The 18758-nt window shown below is 58.5% G+C and carries 18 protein-coding genes; 4 read left to right on the top strand and 14 right to left on the bottom strand.

Features of this window, described 5'->3' with window-relative positions; all coding sequences use genetic code 11:
• Positions 1 to 16: 16 nt before the first annotated feature.
• The 3 genes from JQN66_RS07505 to coaD form a co-directional block, all read right to left on the bottom strand.
• On the bottom strand, positions 17 to 1003 hold the full coding sequence (locus JQN66_RS07505) for an LCP family protein (protein ID WP_239464169.1): 987 nt from the start codon (positions 1001 to 1003) through the stop codon (positions 17 to 19).
• Between the two features lie 195 nt (positions 1004 to 1198).
• The gene (gene galU, locus JQN66_RS07500; RefSeq protein ID WP_204677242.1) at positions 1199 to 2098 is read right to left on the bottom strand and encodes a UTP--glucose-1-phosphate uridylyltransferase GalU; all 900 of its coding nucleotides are present in this window, start codon (positions 2096 to 2098) and stop codon (positions 1199 to 1201) included.
• An 83-nt stretch (positions 2099 to 2181) separates the two neighbouring features.
• Entirely contained in the window at positions 2182 to 2652 is a 471-nt protein-coding gene (gene coaD / locus JQN66_RS07495) for a pantetheine-phosphate adenylyltransferase (RefSeq protein WP_204677241.1), read from the bottom strand.
• Between the two features lie 112 nt (positions 2653 to 2764).
• On the opposite strand from coaD, the gene JQN66_RS07490 reads away from it, so the two are divergent.
• Both JQN66_RS07490 and JQN66_RS07485 read left to right on the top strand, forming a co-directional pair.
• A complete protein-coding gene (locus JQN66_RS07490) occupies positions 2765 to 3973 on the top strand; it encodes an aminotransferase class I/II-fold pyridoxal phosphate-dependent enzyme (protein ID WP_204677240.1) in 1209 nt (402 codons plus the stop codon).
• Complete coding sequence (locus tag JQN66_RS07485; RefSeq protein WP_204677239.1) at positions 3970 to 4752, top strand: spermidine synthase; 783 nt, start codon at positions 3970 to 3972, stop codon at positions 4750 to 4752. The genes JQN66_RS07490 and JQN66_RS07485 overlap by 4 nt, the downstream gene beginning before the upstream one ends.
• Here the strand turns inward: JQN66_RS07485 and rsmD are convergent.
• From rsmD to JQN66_RS07465, 4 genes are read right to left on the bottom strand one after another with little or no spacing between them, the layout of a single operon-like run.
• Positions 4720 to 5313 carry a 16S rRNA (guanine(966)-N(2))-methyltransferase RsmD gene (rsmD, locus tag JQN66_RS07480; protein ID WP_204677238.1) on the bottom strand — a complete coding sequence of 198 codons (594 nt, stop codon included), beginning with the start codon at positions 5311 to 5313 and terminating at the stop codon, positions 4720 to 4722. The genes JQN66_RS07485 and rsmD overlap by 33 nt on opposite strands.
• Positions 5314 to 5332: 19 nt before the next feature.
• Positions 5333 to 7522, bottom strand: a complete 2190-nt coding sequence (locus JQN66_RS07475; RefSeq protein WP_204677237.1) for an ATP-dependent DNA helicase RecG — start codon at positions 7520 to 7522, stop codon at positions 5333 to 5335.
• The gene (locus tag JQN66_RS07470; protein ID WP_204677236.1) at positions 7512 to 8480 is read right to left on the bottom strand and encodes a DAK2 domain-containing protein; all 969 of its coding nucleotides are present in this window, start codon (positions 8478 to 8480) and stop codon (positions 7512 to 7514) included. Before JQN66_RS07470 ends, JQN66_RS07475 begins: the two co-directional genes overlap by 11 nt.
• Before the next feature lie 21 nt (positions 8481 to 8501).
• Positions 8502 to 9560: an LCP family protein gene (locus tag JQN66_RS07465; RefSeq protein WP_188947853.1), complete on the bottom strand. Its 1059-nt coding sequence runs from the start codon at positions 9558 to 9560 to the stop codon at positions 8502 to 8504.
• Between the two features lie 168 nt (positions 9561 to 9728).
• Between JQN66_RS07465 and JQN66_RS07460 the strand changes: the two genes are divergently transcribed.
• The gene (locus JQN66_RS07460) at positions 9729 to 10148 is read left to right on the top strand and encodes a DUF3515 domain-containing protein (RefSeq protein WP_239464200.1); all 420 of its coding nucleotides are present in this window, start codon (positions 9729 to 9731) and stop codon (positions 10146 to 10148) included.
• 109 nt (positions 10149 to 10257) lie between these two features.
• Here the strand turns inward: JQN66_RS07460 and JQN66_RS07455 are convergent, their stop codons facing one another.
• From JQN66_RS07455 to leuC, 6 genes are all read right to left on the bottom strand, one after another.
• On the bottom strand, positions 10258 to 11370 hold the full coding sequence (locus JQN66_RS07455; RefSeq protein ID WP_204677235.1) for a D-alanine--D-alanine ligase family protein: 1113 nt from the start codon (positions 11368 to 11370) through the stop codon (positions 10258 to 10260).
• Positions 11370 to 12371 carry an NAD(P)H-dependent glycerol-3-phosphate dehydrogenase gene (locus JQN66_RS07450; RefSeq protein WP_188947953.1) on the bottom strand — a complete coding sequence of 334 codons (1002 nt, stop codon included), beginning with the start codon at positions 12369 to 12371 and terminating at the stop codon, positions 11370 to 11372. Before JQN66_RS07450 ends, JQN66_RS07455 begins: the two co-directional genes overlap by 1 nt.
• Before the next feature lie 63 nt (positions 12372 to 12434).
• Positions 12435 to 13106 (bottom strand): lysophospholipid acyltransferase family protein, encoded by a 672-nt coding sequence (locus JQN66_RS07445; RefSeq protein ID WP_239464168.1) that lies wholly within the window; start codon positions 13104 to 13106, stop codon positions 12435 to 12437.
• Positions 13107 to 13212: 106 nt separating this feature from the next.
• The gene (gene murA / locus JQN66_RS07440) at positions 13213 to 14532 is read right to left on the bottom strand and encodes a UDP-N-acetylglucosamine 1-carboxyvinyltransferase (protein ID WP_188947856.1); all 1320 of its coding nucleotides are present in this window, start codon (positions 14530 to 14532) and stop codon (positions 13213 to 13215) included.
• 301 nt (positions 14533 to 14833) lie between these two features.
• Positions 14834 to 15439 (bottom strand): 3-isopropylmalate dehydratase small subunit, encoded by a 606-nt coding sequence (leuD, locus tag JQN66_RS07435; RefSeq protein ID WP_047118920.1) that lies wholly within the window; start codon positions 15437 to 15439, stop codon positions 14834 to 14836.
• A gap of 14 nt (positions 15440 to 15453) precedes the next feature.
• The gene (leuC, locus tag JQN66_RS07430) at positions 15454 to 16902 is read right to left on the bottom strand and encodes a 3-isopropylmalate dehydratase large subunit (RefSeq protein ID WP_204677234.1); all 1449 of its coding nucleotides are present in this window, start codon (positions 16900 to 16902) and stop codon (positions 15454 to 15456) included.
• Positions 16903 to 17015: 113 nt separating this feature from the next.
• Here leuC and JQN66_RS07425 point away from each other — a divergent pair, with 113 nt between their 5' ends.
• Complete coding sequence (locus JQN66_RS07425; RefSeq protein WP_204677233.1) at positions 17016 to 17741, top strand: IclR family transcriptional regulator; 726 nt, start codon at positions 17016 to 17018, stop codon at positions 17739 to 17741.
• A gap of 20 nt (positions 17742 to 17761) precedes the next feature.
• Here JQN66_RS07425 and thiL read toward each other — a convergent pair whose 3' ends face one another.
• Positions 17762 to 18724, bottom strand: a complete 963-nt coding sequence (gene thiL / locus JQN66_RS07420; RefSeq protein WP_204677232.1) for a thiamine-phosphate kinase — start codon at positions 18722 to 18724, stop codon at positions 17762 to 17764.
• Between the last annotated feature and the right edge of the window lie 34 nt (positions 18725 to 18758).

Raw genomic sequence — 18758 nt, 5'->3', positions numbered from 1 at the left:
CTGTCACTCATTCAATCTATTCTTGGGGCGGATTTTCCTCGAGATATTCATCCATTGTGTCGGATTTCAGCGCTTCACGAATTTGCAGGATTGCCTGTCCGCTAGGGAGTTCAATCGATTGGCCATCAGCACTCGTGGAACTGCCAGCTGTTGGCATCGTGAACATCGCCAAGTTGTTCGTATCGACCTTTTTGAGCTGCATGCCCAAGCCGACTAGCGTCGCGGCATCGAAGCCGCTGTCGAAAGTCAAATAGGGAGACACCTTATCGACGATGTCGTACAGCTTGACCGGGTTAGTCAGCGTGTCGGTCGATAACATCTGGCTTGCAGCAGCTGCTATGAACTTCCGCTGGTTGGCGACCCGCTGATAATCGCCGTTGCTGAATGACTTGCGTTCGCGGACAAATCTTAGGGCCCGGTCGCCTTCCAGAGTGATCTCGCCTTCGGGGTAGAAGTAGTCCGTGTCGTGGGCTGTGAAAGGGATGTCGTTCTGAACTGTCACGCCGCCGAGGGCGGTAGACAATTCCTTGAATCCATCAAAGTCGATCATGGCAACATGATCGACTTTGGTGTCGAAAAGTCCTTCCATCGTCTGCACCAAGAGGGGAATACCGCCAAAAGATACGGCTGCGTTGAGTTTGTTCTTCCCATATCCAGGGATCTCTACGTACATGTCTCGGACCGTAGACATGATGTATACCTGTGAACGGTCCTCAGGAATATGTACGAGCATCATGGAATCACTGCGCTGGCTGACTGCCCCGTCCAAGGCCGCCGATTGGTCCGAGTTGTCGTCTGCATGGTCAACTCCGACCAGCATGATGTTCATGGATCCATCGTCGGGATCCTTAACCGGGCGCGCGTTCTCTTGCTCTTGGGTGAAGTTCAGTGCAACGGTGTTGGATTTGGAATTGAAAGCATGCTGCAAGTTGAAGAGATAGTATCCAGCACCCAGCACAGCAATCAAAAGCACGGAAATCACGGAAAGGACAATTGCTCTCACGCGCCTCTTTTTTCGCCGTGCGGCACCAAAACGCACACTTCGAGAGCTTAAGTCATTCTGACTTGGATCGTTTGAGTTCATTTCTACCCCACCGAGAAAATTCCGTCGAAGCCAACGGACCTTCCAAGTGACTTCGTGCAATCAAAAAGACTACCCAAGATAAATGTGATTATCCTGAGTAGCCTTTGATAACTGCTAGTCTTCCAGTTCGGCGACGAAGTCCTTGAGCCAACTCTTCAGTCCTTCACCCAGATCTTCATGATCTACCGCAAGGGTGATGTTCGCCTGTAAATAGCTGAGCTTGTCTCCGGTGTCATAACGGCGACCGCGGAATACCACTGCGTGCACACCCGAGCCTTCGCCTTCGGCACCGGCTAGGACTTGAAGTGCATCGGTGAGTTGTATTTCGTTGCCACGGCCTGGTGCAGTATGTTCAAGAACTTCGAATACCCTCGGGTGCAGCAAATAGCGACCGATAATGGCCAAATTGCTTGGAGCGTCTTCAACCGCCGGTTTTTCAACAAGGCCGTTGACCTTGACGAAATCCTCGCCACTGACGGACGAGACATCAGCGCAGCCGTATGCACTGATCTGTTCGGGAGCAACTTCCATGAGGGCGATCACGGACCCGCCGACCTTCTGCTGCACGCTGGCCATAACCGAAAGCAGCTCGTCGCGTTCGTCGATGAGGTCGTCACCAAGCAGAACCGCGAAAGGCTCGTTCCCTACATGCTGCTTCGCGCAAAGGACAGCGTGTCCAAGACCCTTGGGGTCCCCTTGGCGCACGTAGTGGATGTCACCCAAATGGGTAGCCTCGTGGATAGCGTCGAGCTTCTTCTTGTCTCCCTTGGCTTCCAAGGAATACTCAAGGGAAGGAACACGGTCGAAGTGATCCTCGAGTGCGCGCTTGTTGCGGCCGGTGATCATGAGCAGGTCAGTGAAGCCCGCCTTTGCGGCTTCGGCCACCACATATTGGATTGCAGGCTTATCGACAACGGGCAACATTTCCTTGGGCATCGCTTTGGTTGCCGGAAGGAATCGAGTTCCAAGGCCCGCGGCTGGAATGACAGCCTTTGTTATTGGACGATGAGTCATTGTTTAAGCGACCTATCAGTGAAAACGAGTGAAATTACAGAACTACAAGCATATATCTACGGGGTAGAAATACATATTTTTCCCTACTTCCGCATCAGCCGTTTCATCACAGCACGTGGGAAGTATTCCGCGACATCTCCGCCCAAAGTCTGCACTTCCTTCAGAAGCGACGACGACAAATGGGTGAACCGCGTATCGGCTTGGAGGAATACAGTTTCAACACCGGTCAAGTGGCGGTTCATGGTTGCCATCGGAATTTCGTATGCGTAGTCGACGGTGCTTCGCAGGCCCTTGACGATGGCTTCCGCACCCTGTTCCTTGCAGAAATCAGCCAACAAGCCCTGACCCATTGGAAGGGCCGAGACACCGCGGAGACCGCCGACCGTCTCCTCCACGATGGCGACTCGCTCATCTTCGCTGAATCGGTAGTTTTTTGAATAGTTCGTCGATACCGCGACGATCACTTCATCAAACAGGCTGGCGGCTCGAGCAATAATTTCGACATGACCATTGTGAATCGGGTCAAAGGATCCTGGGCAAACGGCTCTACGCATATGTTGAATGTATCAAGAAGTGCCGGCCAAAACGTGAATTGCAGATAAACCCAAGTAACGAAGTGACGTTTCGAATGCTCGACCGCACATGTCCCCCGTCCATAATGGGTTCATGAGCAATGATTTCACCCCTTGGCAACGAACAGCGCACGGCGCGAACCTCTTGGATCCGGCTGGCACGCCACGGGTGACGATCTTTGAAGAAATCACGGGTCTTGCCAACAAGCACAATGCCTTGAATCTGGGCCAGGGTTTTCCTGATACAGAAGGACCCGAAGAAATTCGCCAAATCGCACTAAATTCGATCGCTGAAGGTGCAAATCAGTACGCACCTGGTTCAGGGATACCAGCCCTTCGCCACGCCATTGCCTCCCATCAAAAACGGTTCTACGGCCTCGAACTGGACCCAGAAACCCAGGTAGTCGTCACCACCGGCGCCACCGAGGCGATTGCCGCTGCAATCCTCGCTTTCGTTCAGCCCGGTGACGAGGTTGTCACATTCGAGCCTTACTACGACTCGTATGCGGCCATGATCGGGCTCGCGAACGCAAAACACAACGTGGTCCAGTTGCAGCTACCAGATTTCCAACCAGACCTGGCCAAGCTCCGCGCAACGGTCACTGACAAGACCCGGATGATAATTCTCAACAATCCGCACAATCCGACTGGATCCGTATTTGGGGAAGATGTGCTCAATGAGATCATTGCACTGGCTCACCAGCATGATTGCATTATTCTTTCCGATGAGGTCTACGAGCACCTGACATTCGGGGTGAGCCATGTTCCCGTCGCCACCCTGCCCCGTGGATTCGACCGGACGATTACCATCTCGTCGGCGGGCAAGTCCTTCTCGTTTACCGGATGGAAGGTCGGCTGGGCGACCGGCCCTGAAAAACTGATCACCGCCGTCAGAACGGTCAAGCAGTTTCTCACCTACTCGTCAGGACCGGCATTTCAACCAGCCGTGGCACAAGCGCTGGAACTCCCAGACGAATTCTTCGCGCAGTTTGCCGGCTCGCTCGGGCACACCTGTGGTCTTCTTGCCGACAGCTTGGAACAGTCGGGCATCCCCGTCTTCCGCCCCCGGGGAACATACTTTCTCGTCGCCGACGTTAGCCAGCTAGGTTTTCAAGACGCGACTGAGCTCGCTCGACTGCTCCCCGAGCGGCTAGGAGTAGCGGCAATACCAATGTCAGTTTTTGTGCATCCGGAAAACAGGCAGGCTTATTCATCTCTGCTGCGCTTCGCATTCTGCAAGAAGGAAGACGTGATCTTGGAAGCGGCTCGACGCCTGGGCCGACTGCCGGAGCTGGCCCGATGACCGCTTCAAGCCAGAAGCGCTGGCTTGGGTTTGTCCAAGCGCATGCAACTATTTATGACGATGACCTTGTACCCGGAGCGAAGATCCTGGCTATCGGCGGCGCAGAACAATCCCATGTGAACCTCACCCATCCGGAGGAGGTTTTCTATGAATACCTCGCCAGGATTGCGAACCATCTCAAGGTACTGCGAGAACCCGGCGAACCGCTGAGGATGCTTCACCTGGGCGCGGGGGCGCTAACCCTTGTCCGTTGGGCTAGTGTCGTCTTTCCGAAGAGCACACACGTGGCAGTCGACATCGAGCGGGAACTACTTGATTTCGTAATAACGCAACTCCCGCTGCCGAAAAACTGCTCTCTCGAGACCATCGTCGCTGATGCCCGCGATGTCCTGCACAGCCAGCTGGACGGGCGGACATTCGATGTCATCATTGTCGATATTTTCAGCGGCCCCGAGGCACCCGAGCATCTGACGGTACCCGAGTACTATTCGGAGCTGTACACGGCGCTTGACGACCAAGGGCTGTTGTTCGTCAATATTGGCGACGATCCGCCCCTGGCATTCACGGACCGGCAGGTAGCGGCCGCCCGACAAAACTTCGACTTTGTCATGCTGAGTTCCTCGCCTGAAATGTTTACCAGGCGATACCCGGGCAACTTGATCCTGACTGCCGCCAAACACCGCTTGGACGATTCAAGCATCAACCAATGCCAAGCCTTGGGACCTTTTCCCTCGGAAATCAAGCACTCACTCGGGCTGGACAGGTTCGGCAAACCATAGGTGTGTCTCGCCGTATTTCTTGTCGGCGAATGGCTGCAGGCTAATGGGCCACAGGGGGCGCGGAGACCGGCTGGATCGCTCTACAATGACTGTCGCATCGTCAGCAAGCACGCGGGAAACCTTCAGCAGTGTGGTTTCGAGCTCCGCTTCGGTCAATGGATACGGAGGATCCAAAAAGACCACGTCGAATGTCCTGCGAGGCATCCGAGTTGATTCGTCAAAGTAGCCGTCAAGAATCGAGTCGACTGATCCGCGCTGGACGGAAGCAATGTCGCTCTTCAGGGTTTTATTGATCATCGCGGCATTCTGCTGGCACACCGCAACCGCCTTGGGAGCTTTTTCGACGAGAGTCACTTGGCGCGCTCCCCTGCTTGCAGCTTCTAGGCCCAAAGCCCCGGAGCCGGCGAAAAGGTCCAGCACCCGAGGGCCCTGAAGAATATCCCAACTCTCCAGCCGCGAGAAGAGTGCCTCTTTGACCCTGTCCGTGGTTGGTCGCGTAGCGTCGCCTGGAACGGACTTCAGCGGGTTGCCGCCGGCCGCGCCGGCAATGATTCGGCTCATTGATTCTTGCCGCTTTCACTTAGTTCTTGTTGAGGAATTCACGGGTGGATTCATCGACCCAGTTCTTGGTGGTCGCCAGCAGTACGGGGTACTTCTCCCGCCATGCCGGCATCGCCATAAGCGCCCTGACATCATCCCGTGCCTTTTCAATCAATGCCCGGTCCTTGATGATGCTCAGCTCGCGAAGCGCCGATTGGCTTCCCGATTGCTGGACGCCCAGGATATTTCCTTCCTTGCGCTCCGCCAGGTCGGCCTCCGCCAGTTCGAAACCGTCCAGGGTTGATTCGATGACGCGCAGGCGATTGACCGACGGATGATCTGCATCCAACCATGTTGAGAGCAGGCACGTGCCGGGAAGGCCGCCACGACCCACACGTCCGCGCAGCTGATGCAGCTGGGAAATTCCGAAGCGTTCAGCGTCCATGATCACCATCAACGTTGCGTTGTGGACGTCCACACCGACCTCGATGACCGTCGTGGAGACCAGTACATCGATGTCCCCCGCCGCGAAGTCATCCATGATTCCCTGCTTGTCGTTGGAGTCCAGCTGAGAATGCAGTCCCTGCACCCTGATCGACTCGAAGTCGGGCAATCCACCGAGCAGTTCCAGCATCTTCTCAACGCTCATCGACTGTCCGGAAGTGTCCTCGTAGGTCGCCAGCAGTACGCCTTGTTCACCGGCTGAATCGCTGATGCGCGGGCAGACAACATAGACTTGGTGGCCTTTTGCCACTTCTTCGCTGATACGCGTGTACAGGCGGTTCCTGTAGCCGGGAAGCTGCATCGGAACGATGTGGGTCGAGATCGGTGCCCTGCCGACGGGAAGGTGCTTGATTGTCGAGGTGTCCAGATCGCCGAAGACCGTCATCGCAACGGTGCGTGGAATCGGCGTGGCAGTCATAACTAGCGTGTGGGGCACCGAGTCGTTGGCCTTGGCCCGCAAAGCATCACGCTGCTCAACGCCGAAACGGTGCTGCTCGTCGATGACGACCAGCCCGAGTTCTGCAAACCTTACCTGCTCCCCCAGCAGCGCGTGGGTGCCGACGATCAGGCCGGTTTCGCCGCTGGCGATGCCCAGGAGCGCTTCGCGACGTTGGGCGGTTTTCGCCGAGCCCGTCAGCAGTGCGACACCGGTTCCTTCACCTTCATTGAACAGGCCGGGGTCGGCCAGTGCTCCCAGCATCTTGGTTATGGAGGCATAGTGCTGGGCTGCCAGGACTTCGGTGGGCGCCAGCAACGCTGCCTGCCCACCGGCATCGATCACCTGGAGGATGGCCCGGAGCGCGACAACGGTTTTGCCCGAGCCGACTTCGCCCTGCAGCAAACGGTGCATCGGATGGTCCAGCTCAAGATCCTGGCTGATCTCGCGCCCTACCTGCTGCTGGTCATCGGTGAGAATGAAAGGCAGCTGGGCGTCAAACTTGTCGGCAAGCCCGCCGCTACGACGCGGCCGTGCGACGGAGTGCTGGGTGCCGATTTGGCGGTTTCGTTCAGCAAGCGAAAGCTGGAGCAGAAATGCCTCTTCAAAGGCGAAGCGCTGGCGGGCAACGTATGCATGCTTCAACTCGCGCGGGGCATGCCGGTTGGCGTAGGCCTGGTGCCGGATCGGATAATGATGGGCGTCCAATAGCTCCTGCGGGAGGAATTCCGGCAGATTCTCCTGCGTCATCTGCTCCAGCAGATGAGCCATCAGGTCGCGGATCTTCTTGTTCGGCATCTTGGCCGACGCTGGATAGATCGGTATGGGGCGTGGATCTGCTTGGGAGGCTTCGTCGAGCACGGCGTAGTCCGGCTGGTTCAGTTGCAGATGGTCCTGGTACCAACCGACTTTGCCGCTGAACATGGCAATCGTTCCGACGAGCAGATCCGAGCGTGCTTGATATCCGTTGAAGAAAGTCATCTTCAGCTGCTGGCCGGCATCTCCTAGTTCATCGCTGACGGTGACCTCGAAGATGAATCCCTTGCGCGAGTGCATCTGGCGCTGGCTGATGTTGACGACTTGCGCCACCACCGTTACATGTTCGTCGAAGGGCAGCTCCGCGATGGGGGTCAGTTCCCCCACTTCAACGTAGCGGCGAGGAAAATGTCGAAGGAACTCTCCCACCGTGCCGTAGCCGAAGGCTTTTTCCAATGCGGTTGCATTCTTGGCCCCGAGCACCACGGAAAGCGGCGAGCTTTCGAAATCCCGGCTCGTCGTTTCAGCCGTCATGAATGCAAAGATCGGTCACGCTGATATTTACCGGGTTCCCCTGTTTTCGAATGAGATCCAGCGCTGCCTCGGGATCTTGGACATGCACGTGGACTCGCCACCGGTAGGTGTCTTCCTCAAGCTGGTTAACCGGGGACATGATCACCGAGTCTCCCAGCGCGTCCAGCTGGCCGCGAAGTGTCGCAGCCCCCAAGGCGTCCAACGCCACAGTGCACATGACTTCCACACCGTCGATTTCCTCGAAGTCGAAATGGACATGCGGATCTTGAACGCTGTAACCGTGGAAGCCTTCATAGTCGTCAAAATCAGTATGTTCGTTGCGAATGGCGGCGCATAGCTCGTCAATGATCACCAGCATGCCGACGGCCCCGGCGTCCACGACGCCTGCTTTGACAAGGCTTGGCAATTCGCTTTCGGTGCCCTTGACAGCTAATCTGGCGGCTTGCGTCATCTGAGTCAGCAAGGTGTCCAACGCAGCGCGGCTATCCCTGTCAACCTTGAGGTGCATCAGCGTGGACGCTGCCGCCAAGGCCAGTGCATTGATCACCGAAAGCATGGTGCCTTCCACAGGCTCGCTCAACGCCGACCAGGAACGGACCTTCGCCCGTTCCAGCCCCAGAGCCAGCAACGGTGCCGTCAATCGCGGCTGTCCCTGCCATGGCTCGCTGAGGCCGCTCAGGAAAACCGCCAGTAAGGTCCCCGAATTGCCGCGCGCAGACTCCATGGCGGCTCGCGCGGCAATTTCTAGGAATCCACCAATGTCATCGCTTTCCAACTTGCTGACGGCATCATGACCGGCACGTGCAGTCAGGTAGAGGTTGCTTCCCGTATCACCGTCGGCAACCGGAAAGACATTGATGGCGTTGAGGCGATCCGAATGATTCCCCAGGCTCTTGACACTGCGCGCCAGCCAATGGCGGATAGCGCGAACCGAAGTATCGAGTTTCTGGGTGGTCATAAAGAGTGGTTCCTTCAATGGTTACTGAGACAGGTCAGTAGAAGCTACAAATTCGTCAACCGTATCGTTTTGGAGTGCTTCTCCAAACTTGTTAATCGTATCCATATCCGGGATGACAATCGACTGTCCGTCGGCCGAACGGCCCGGACCGTTGTTTGGAAGGGTGAAGAATTCCATGTCGCTGGTGCTGACGTTGATCATCGATGAAGCGATTCCAACGACCTTGCCTGCGTCCAAAGTATCGTCAACCGCCACAAACGGAGCGAATTCGCTCACGACATTCTGAATCTTGACGGGGTTCGTCAGGGTGTCCTTCGACAGGATTTGGCCCAGCAGCGCCTTGACGAACAGCTGCTGATTCTTGACGCGACGGTAGTCGCTGCCACCGGGACCGGTAAATGCCTTGCGCTCTCGGACGAAGGCCAGCGCTTCTTCGCCGTCAAGCTTCTGCACACCTTCCGGGAAGTAGAAGCTCTTATTGTGAATTGGACGGAAGGCAATGGGGTTGTTGATGGTCACGCCTCCCACAGCATCGGTCAATCCCTTGAATCCTTCGAAGTCAACGGATGCAACGTGGTCGATGCGCACGCCGAACAGGCCTTCCAAGGTCTCAACGGCTTTGGCCACTCCACCGTTGGCAAATGCGCGGTTGATCTTGGCTTCGCCAATTCCTGGGAGATCCAACCAGGTGTCGCGCATGATCGATGTCACATAGACGCCGGAACGATCTGACGGGATGTGCACAAGCATCATGGTGTCCGAACGTCCACCGTTGGGAAGCGTGGCGAAATCATCGTTCTGCTCGTCGTTTTCGCGTTGCGCACGAGTATCGCTGCCGAGAAGGAGGATGTTCAGCGCATTCTCGGATTCCTTCTTTACCTCTGGACGAGTTTCCTCGGCGGGGAAGGCATTCTCAAGCTTCTGGCTGTTGTCATCGAATGTACGTCCGAGGTTCCATGCGTATCCGACAGCGACGAGCGCGGCGATCACTACCAACGACAGGATACTCAGGAGGACTACTCGCCCGGTGCGCTTCTTTTTCTTAGCGCGCGAACGCGTAGGCTGTTCTTCGAATGACATATGCTACCTTTCACAGATTCAACTCAATACATCTTATCTTTCAGATTCGCACGGTACGCTTACAACGTGTCCAAAATCAGTTTGAACCCGGAACCGTCACCAAAACTTAATCGAAAATTTGGTCGAACCACGGTATTGATCGCCTTATTCGCTGTTGTCGGGCCCGGTCTGGCCGCTTGCGAATCTGTTGCATCCGTTGATGCTGCTCCTGACGCCGCCAACCCCTTGTGCGCTGAAATGATGGTCGTGCTGCCCAAAGTCATTGGAGACGCCGAGCGCCGTCCCACCTCGTCTCAAGCCACCTCAGCGTGGGGAGACCCGTCCCAGGTGGTCTTGCGCTGCGGTGTCGAAGTACCGGGACCGACCACCGACCCCTGTGTATCAGTCAATGACGTCGACTGGATCGCCCACGAAGGTGCGGACGGCATCTGGACGCTGACCACCTATGGTCGCACTCCCGCAACTGAAATCATCATGGATCCGCAGGTCATCCCCTCAAGCACGGTTCTAGCCACGCTGTCTGATGCAGCCTCCCGGATTCCCGCAGAGAAACAGTGCGTCAGCATCCAGAAGGACGAGAAACTCTAGCGGCCGGTCGAGGCACCCAAGCTGCGGTCTCAAAGTGCATAGGGAAATGCGTCTTGCATCAATTCATCGGTAGGTGAGTTGAAGCAAGACGCATTTCAGCTACTGCCCTCTAGCGCAAACCGACCTTGCGTTCGCTGGCCAGCGCGATCAGTTCGTCGATCAGTTCACGATAGTTGATGCCGGTTTTAGCCCACATTTGCGGGTACATGCTCGATGGCGTGAAACCTGGCATCGTGTTGATTTCGTTGATAATCCACTCGCCTTCGGGAGTGTAGAAAAAATCAACCCGAGACAGGCCCTCGGCGTCAATGGCGTCAAAGGCCTTGACCGCAAGATCCCGGATCTGCTTGGTCGCTTCCTCGCTGAGCTGGGCGGGGCAGCTCAATTTCGCTGCGGCGCCGTCAACGTACTTCGCCTCGAAGTCATAGAACGTGTGGCCATTGTCGGCCACAGAAATCTCTCCAGGCAGGGACGCGCGTGACGGGGTCGAGCCGCGGCCTTCAAGGACACCGCATTCGATCTCTCGACCGACGATTCCCTGCTCCACGATGACCTTGGGGTCTTCACGTCGTGCAACCTCGATGGCGTCCCTCAGTTCCGAAGGAACATCGACCTTGGTGATGCCAACCGACGAACCAGCTCGGGCTGGCTTGACGAACAGCGGGTATTCAAGTCCTTCGCAACGCTGGAGCGCCGACTCGCTGTCGCGCAGCCACTGCTTGTTGGTAATGACTTCGTAGGGGCCAACCTTGAACCCGGCGCTTTCGAAGACCACCTTCATGAAGTGCTTGTCCATGCCCATGGCGCTCGCGGCAATACCGGAACCCACGTAGGAGACACCAGCCATTTCAAGCATGCCCTGGATCGAACCGTCCTCGCCGAACGGCCCGTGGAGCAGCGGGAAGACCACGTCGATTTCGCCAAGCTCGGAAATGGCCGACTGGGACAGGGACATCAACGAGGTTTTGTTCGGATCCGTCGACAGCTGCACCGGGTTGTCGACATCGGAGATCTCCGGCAAGGAACCAGTATTGAGGGCCCAGTCCTGGGGATCCTCGGTCAAGAGCGTCCATTCACCCTGACGCGTAATGCCCACGGGCACGACGTCGAAACGTTCCCTGTCGATCGCGTGCATCACGCCCGCGGCGGTGACGCAGGACACCGAGTGCTCGGATGACCGTCCACCGAACAGGAGCAGGACCCGAGGTTTGCGTTCAGTCATTACTGCAATTCTCCTTCAGACTTCAATTCGCGAGCCAGCAGGCGCTGCGCCATGTTCTCAACGCTGAGCGTGCCTTCGAGCACCATCACGACGGCCTCGGTAATGGGCATGTCGACACCGTGCGTGCGGGAAAGGTCGAATACCGCTCGTGCCGACTTGATGCCCTCGGCTGTTTGCGACATCCGGTCGTTGACCTCGTCGAGGAACAGCCCCTGTCCCAGAAGGCGTCCGGCGGTGTTGTTCCGCGAGAGCGAGGACGAGCAGGTGGCCACCAAGTCGCCCAAGCCGGAGAGGCCGGCCAGCGTATCCAGGCGGCCGCCCAATGCCAGGACCAGGCGAGTCGTTTCTGCGAGGCCGCGCGTGATGACGGTGGACTTGGTGTTATCGCCCATGCCCATGCCGTCGCACATGCCAACTGCCAACGCGATGATGTTCTTCACGATGCCGCCGAGCTCCACGCCCAGCACGTCATCGTTGGTGTACGGGCGGAAATAGGGAGCCGAGCACAGCTGCGCGATCCAGTTGGCGGTCGCCTCATCCGAGCAGGCGACAACGGATGCCGTCGGTTGCTCGCGAGCAATTTCCATGGCCAAGTTCGGTCCGGACAGCACCGCAATACGTTCTGCGGGCAGTTCCGCTACTTCTGCGATCACTTGGCTCATACGCAAATCCGTGCCGCGTTCCAGTCCCTTCATCAAGGACAGAACCACTGCCTCCGGCTCGATGAGGTTCTTGAAACTCTCCAGTTCTGCACGCAACGACTGGGATGGGATCGCCAGCACCACCAGATCCGCCCCGGCGAGGACTTCCTGGCGGTCGGATGAAGCGGAGATGTTCTGCGGAAGCTTCGTATCGCGCAGGTACCTGGAATTGGTATGGCGCTCATTAATCTCACGCGCGGCATCGTCCCGGCGAGCCCAGATTTGAACCGCAATGCCGTTCTCGGCCACGGCATCCGCCATCACCTTCGCGAAAGTGGTTCCCCAGCTTCCGGCACCCATGACGGCGATCTTGCGTGGTAAAGGCTTGGTCACGATTCTTCTTTCGACGTTGCTGACGTGTAGTTACTTGTCTGGGTTCTCAAAGCTTCGGCCGGTCCTGGCTTGGCCATGCTCGCTGGGATCCCATGGCTTGCTCGGCGGTGTTTCACCGCGGATTTCTGCCTGGAGTTCGGTGATCGATGCCATGATGCGTTCTGTCGCTTCTTCCAGCACCTTGCGGGTACGCGGCCCGTTGCGCAAGTCGTCGAGGTCTACCGGTTGGCCAACCGATACCGTCACATGTTTGCGGGGAAACAGGTACATCTTCTTGGAGTAGCGAGGCAGCAGCTCCTGGTCGCCCCAGTGCGCCATGGGGATCACCGGCGCACCGGTCTGCAGCGCCAGACGGGCAGCACCCGTGCGGCCGACCATTGGCCACAAGTTCGGGTCGCGAGTCAGGGTGCCTTCGGGGTAGATCACTACGACTCCCCCGGCGTCCAAGACTTTTTTGGAAGCCTTCAGCGAATCGCCGGCGCCCGCGGCGCTGCGCGCCACCGGGATCTGTCCGGTTTCGCGAAGGATCCACCCGAGCACCGGCGGCTTGAACAGCGATTCCTTCGCCATCCAGCGCGGCAGGCGGCCGTGGCTGTACACAGCATGGCCGACCACCAGCGGATCGATTTCGGTCAAATGATTCGGGCAGAGGATGTACCCACCCTGCGGGAGATTCTCGAAGCCCTTCCACGTCTTCCCCATCAGGGAGTTCATCAAGGGACGAACGATATTTCCCAGGACATTGAAAATACGCTTGGTTCGCGGGCTTTCGCCGGGAGCCTGGATTTTAACCACGGACCGGTATCCTCTATTCGCTCAGTTCAACATTGGCGCCAAGCGCGGTGAGCTTGTCCATGAAGTGCTCGTATCCCCGGTTGATCAGCTCAATGCCGGTGACCTTGCTGGTTCCCTCGGCAGCCAAGGCCGCGATCAGGTGGGAGAAGCCTCCGCGCAAGTCCGGGACGTCGATTTCCGCGCCGACCAGCTTGGCCGGTCCGACAACCACGGCGGAGTGCTTGAAATTGCGGTGGCCGAAGCGGCACGGGGTGGATCCGAGGCAATCGGTGTGGACCTGGACGGTGGCACCCATGCGAACCAGTGCGTCGGTGAAGCCGAAGCGATTTTCGTACACGGTCTCATGGATTACCGAAACGCCGTTGGCCTGGGTCAGTGCGACCACCAGAGGCTGCTGCCAGTCGGTCATGAAGCCCGGGTGGACATCCGTCTCAAGGATCAACGGGTTCAGGTCGCCGCCCGGGTGGTAGAAGCGGATGCCGTTGGCCTTGACCTCGAACTCGCCGCCAATCTGGCGGTAGACATGGAGGAATGCAGTCAGGTCGCGCTGCTGGGCATCCTGGACGAAGATATCGCCCTTGGTCACCAGTGCAGCGGAAGCCCACGAGGCGGCCTCGTTGCGGTCCGGCAGCGCGGTGTGCTCGTAGCCGTTGAGCTTGTCCACACCTTGGATGCGGATCACGCGGTCGCGGTGCACGGAAATGATGGCGCCCATCTTCTGCAACAGCGAGATGAGGTCCAAGATTTCCGGCTCGATGGCGGCGTTGCTGACTTCTGTGACGCCCTTGGCGCGAACTGCAGACAGCAATACCTGTTCGGTGGTGCCGACGCTTGGGTACTTCAAGTGGAGTTTTGCACCCTTGAGGCCCAGCGGTGCGGAGATGCGGATCCCATCAGTGGCCTTGTCCACGACCGCGCCGAATTCGCGGAGGACTTCGAGGTGGAAATCAATGGGACGGTCGCCGATGCGGCAGCCGCCGAGGTCCGGGATGAACGCTTCTCCCAGCGAATGGATCAAGGGGCCGCAGAAAAGAATCGGGATGCGAGAATCGCCGGCGTGTGCATCGATCGCCTGGTTGGAGGCCGATTTGGCCTGGCTCGGGTCCATGGTGAGGTCGCCGGTTTCAGGATCCTGTTCGACCTTGACCCCGTGGATCTCCAGCAGGCTGCGAACGACAGTAACATCCTTGATCTCTGGCACATTGCGGAGCACCGAGGGCGTATCGCCGAGCAGCGCCGCCACCATGGCTTTGGGAACCAGGTTCTTAGCTCCGCCGACTCGTACGGTGCCTTCAAGTGGCACACCGCCATGGATCGTCAGGATCTTACCCATGTATGAAATACCTCATCGCGTAGTCGTTATTACCTGCTCCAGCCTGCGGGCCGTGAACTAGCAGGACTAAGTAAGCATACCGCCTCAGCCAGCATGAAATGGGATCGATAGTCGCGTGGCGTGGGGATTGTGAGGATGCTTTCAGCCTTTGAATTCAGGGAATACGCTGGCGGCCGAGCCAAACGCGAAACGGCCCGTTCGCATTCAGCACAATGCATTGAACTGAATGACGAACGAGCCGTCCGAGGAACTATGGAAGAGCATCAAGATCAGCTTGATGCCTCAGCCAAGGTGATGCCGCTTAGTCGGCGAATCGTGCTGGCAGCGTCTTCGGCTTATGCGAAGGACGTGCAGCCTCGAATTCGGTGATGTCCTCTTCATGCTGAAGGGTCAGGCCGATGTCATCCAGGCCTTCCATCAAACGCCACCGCGTGTAGTCGTCAATCTGGAATGGCGCGGAAATGGATCCACACTGCACCGTGCGGGATTCCAGGTCTACCGTGACCTGGGTGCCCGGGTTGTTCTCCAGTTCTTTCCAGATCAATTCGATATCGCTCTGGGCTACCTCAGCGGCGACCAGCCCCTGCTTCCCGGAGTTGCCGCGGAAGATATCCGCGAAACGAGCCGAGATGACTGCCTTGAAACCGTAGTCCTTCAGCGCCCAGACTGCGTGTTCGCGAGACGAGCCGGTGCCGAAGTCGGGGCCGGCCACGAGAACCGAGCCTTCGTTGAAAGGCTCCTGGTTCAGGATGAAGTTTTCATCGCGGCGCCAACCGGCAAACAAGGCATCCTCGAACCCGGTGCGGGTGATGCGCTTGAGATAGACGGCAGGGATGATCTGGTCAGTGTCGACATTGCTCTGACGCAGTGGTACACCGATTCCGGTGTGGCTAACAATCTTTTCCATGACGGTGATCCTTCCTAGACCGCTACCGAGGTATTGACGAGGTCGCTGGGCGAAGACAGCGTGCCGCGGATTGCCGTTGCTGCAGCCACCAACGGCGAAACGAGGTGGGTGCGTCCGCCCTTGCCCTGACGTCCTTCGAAGTTTCGGTTGGAGGTCGAGGCGCAACGCTCCCCTTCGGAGAGCTGGTCCGGGTTCATGCCAAGGCACATGGAGCAGCCGGCGAAACGCCATTCGGCGCCGAAGTCCTTGAAGATCTGGTCCAGGCCCTCGGCTTCGGCCTCCAAGCGGACGCGCGCCGAGCCGGGAACCACGATCATGCGGACATCCGGGTCCTTTTCCTTGCCCTTGATCACAGCGGCAGCTGCGCGCAGGTCCTCCATGCGGGAGTTGGTGCACGAACCAAGGAACACGGTATCAACGCGGATTTCCTTCATAGGGGTACCACCGGTCAGGCCCATGTACTCCAGTGCGCGTTCGCAGGCCTTGCGGTCGTTTTCATCTTCGAAGTCTTCAGGAGTCGGCACCGAGGCGGAGAGCGACACACCCTGGCCCGGGTTGGTACCCCACGTCACGAATGGTTCCAGTTCATCAGCATCCAGGAAGACCTCTGCATCGAACTGGGCCCCCTCGTCCGAATGCAGCTGCTTCCATTCCTCGACGGCCGCGTCCCAGTCCTCGCCTTGCGGGGCGTGTGGACGTCCGTTGACATAGTCGAAGGTGGTCTGGTCAGGAGCGATCATGCCGGCACGGGCGCCTGCTTCGATCGACATGTTGCAAATGGTCATGCGGGCGTCCATGGACAGGGCCCGGATGGCGGAACCGCGGTATTCCACGACATACCCCTGCCCTCCGCCGGTGCCGATCTTGGCGATGACGGCGAGGATGATGTCCTTGGCGGTCACACCCGGCTTCAAGGTTCCCTCGACGTTGATTGCCATGGTCTTGAACGGCTTCAGGCTCAATGACTGGGTCGCCATCACGTGCTCGACCTCGGAGGTGCCGATGCCGAAGGCAAGGGCCCCGAAGGCACCGTGAGTGGAGGTATGGGAGTCGCCGCAAACCACGGTCATTCCCGGCTGGGTCAGACCAAGCTGCGGGCCGACCACGTGGACGATGCCCTGCTCCTTGTCGCCCAGTGAATGCAGGCGCACACCGAACTCCTTGCAGTTCTCCCGCAAGGTGTTGATCTGGGTCCGGCTCGTCAGGTCCGCGATCGGCTTGTCGATATCAAGCGTCGGTGTGTTGTGATCTTCCGTGGCGATGGTCTGATCAGGCCGGCGCAGTTGGCGCCCGGCCAGGCGCAGTCCTTCGAATGCCTGCGGAGAGGTCACCTCGTGCAGCAAGTGCAGATCGATGTAAATAAGATCCGGCTGGCGGGCTTCGCCTTCGCCGGTTCCACGGCGCACAACATGCGCATTCCAGACCTTCTCGGCCAGTGTCTGTGGCGACTGCGTGGCAGACATGCGACACACTCCTCAAGCTACGTACTTTTGATATCTCAACTGTGACACTTCATAGAAGGACATTTCCAGTATGCGGACTTGAATCTCAAATGCTGAGACGAGAGAATTGAGATATGACAACAGGAAGCGGCGTAGGCGTGCTCGATAAGGCAGCCGCCATTCTCAATGCGTTGGAGAACGGGCCCACCACGCTCTCGCAGCTGGTGGAACTGACACAGATTTCCAGGCCAACCGTGCATCGAATCGCGCAGTCCCTGGCCCACCACGGGCTTGTAGGAAGGGACCTGCACGGCCGTTTCGAGCTGGGCAGCCGCCTGGTGGAACTTGCCAGCGCCGCCGGTGAAGACCGTCTGGTCAGTGCCGCGGGACCGATCCTCCTCAAGCTCCGCGATCTAACCGGCGAGAGCACCCAGGTCTTCCGCAAGCAGGGCGACTTCCGCGTCTGCATTGCCAGCGCAGAACGCCCGGTTGGACTGCGCGACACCATCCCCGTGGGCACCCAGCTATCCATGAAAGCTGGTTCCGCTGCACAGGTCCTTCTGGCTTGGGAAGACAACGAGCGGATGATCGACGGCCTGCATCATGCCCGATTCACGCCAACGATTCTGGCCGGAGTACGCCGACGCGGCTGGGCGCAGTCGCTGGGCGAACGTGAGCCCGGGGTTGCTTCGGTATCGGCGCCGATCCGAGGCCAGTCCGGCCGGGTCATTGCCGCATTGTCGATGTCCGGCCCGATCGAGCGCCTGACCCGCCAGCCGGGAAAGATCTTCCACGAATCGGTTGTCGCCGCCGCGAATGAGCTGTCGGAATTGCTCCGGGCCCAGGCCGAACGTCCCTGAGGCCGGGGCAGCATTTAGTCCTAGCGGTTCAGTGCGGCGGAAAAATGGTCGAATCCGCGCGACCCATTGACGATCTGCCCATCGATTTTCACCAGGGCCCGGCGGCCAGTCTGGGCGCTGGCCTCGCCGATAACTGTGAATTCTTCAGGGATTGTGGCACCCTTCGGGAACACGGCGAGCAGGCCGAAATCCTCTCCGCCTTCGAGAACCCATTGCATCGGATCCGCGTTGAGAAGCACCGCCGCCGGCTCCAAACGGGCGGCGAAGTCCTTGAATGAGTCTCCGTTGAGGTTCAGGTTGACGCCGCTGGCCTTGGCCAGACGCGAAGCATCCTTGATCAGGCCATCGGAAATGTCCATCATGGCGCTTGCCCCGGCGTGGGCCGCACGGGGACCCGATTCCAACGGCGGGGTCGGTTTGCACTGGGAATCAACGATCCTGCGGACCGAGCGGTTCCAAGTCTGCCATTGCGTACTTCCGTCGAGTACCGCGAGCCCGGCGCCGGCAGAACCCACTCGGCCTGCAATGGCAACACGGTCCCCTGCTTTGGCACCGCTACGCAGCACCTTGCCGTGCTCGCACTCTCCGATGACGGTAGTGGTCACCGAGATTTCGGTGGCTTTGCCCAAATCTCCGCCGATGACTGCCAGCCGGCCTGCGCCCAGGCCTTCAACCGCTGCGGAGATTCCCTTGGAGAATTCCTTGACCCATTCAATGCTGGTGTGTTCGGGCAGCGACAGGGAGATGACGGCGCCCGTGGGAACGCCACCCATGGCATTGATGTCCGAGACATTCTGGGCGATTGACTTCCACCCGATGTCAAAGGCCTTGTGCTCGAAACCGCTGCCCCAAAACAGCCGAAAGTCCTGATTCTCAACGAGGGTATCAACGGACACCACGACCTCTGAGCCCGCAACGGCCAACGCTCCGGCGTCGTCTCCAGGGCCAAGGGGTGCTTGTTTGGAGTCCAGAAGAGGCAGCATGGCGTCAAGGATTCCCTGCTCCCCTAGGTCGCCG

Origin of the sequence: Glutamicibacter protophormiae (genome assembly GCF_016894325.1) — a bacterium.
Taxonomy (GTDB): domain Bacteria; phylum Actinomycetota; class Actinomycetes; order Actinomycetales; family Micrococcaceae; genus Glutamicibacter; species Glutamicibacter protophormiae.
The sequence above is the reverse complement of the archived record's forward strand: the minus strand, read 5'-3'. Positions and strand labels throughout refer to the sequence as shown.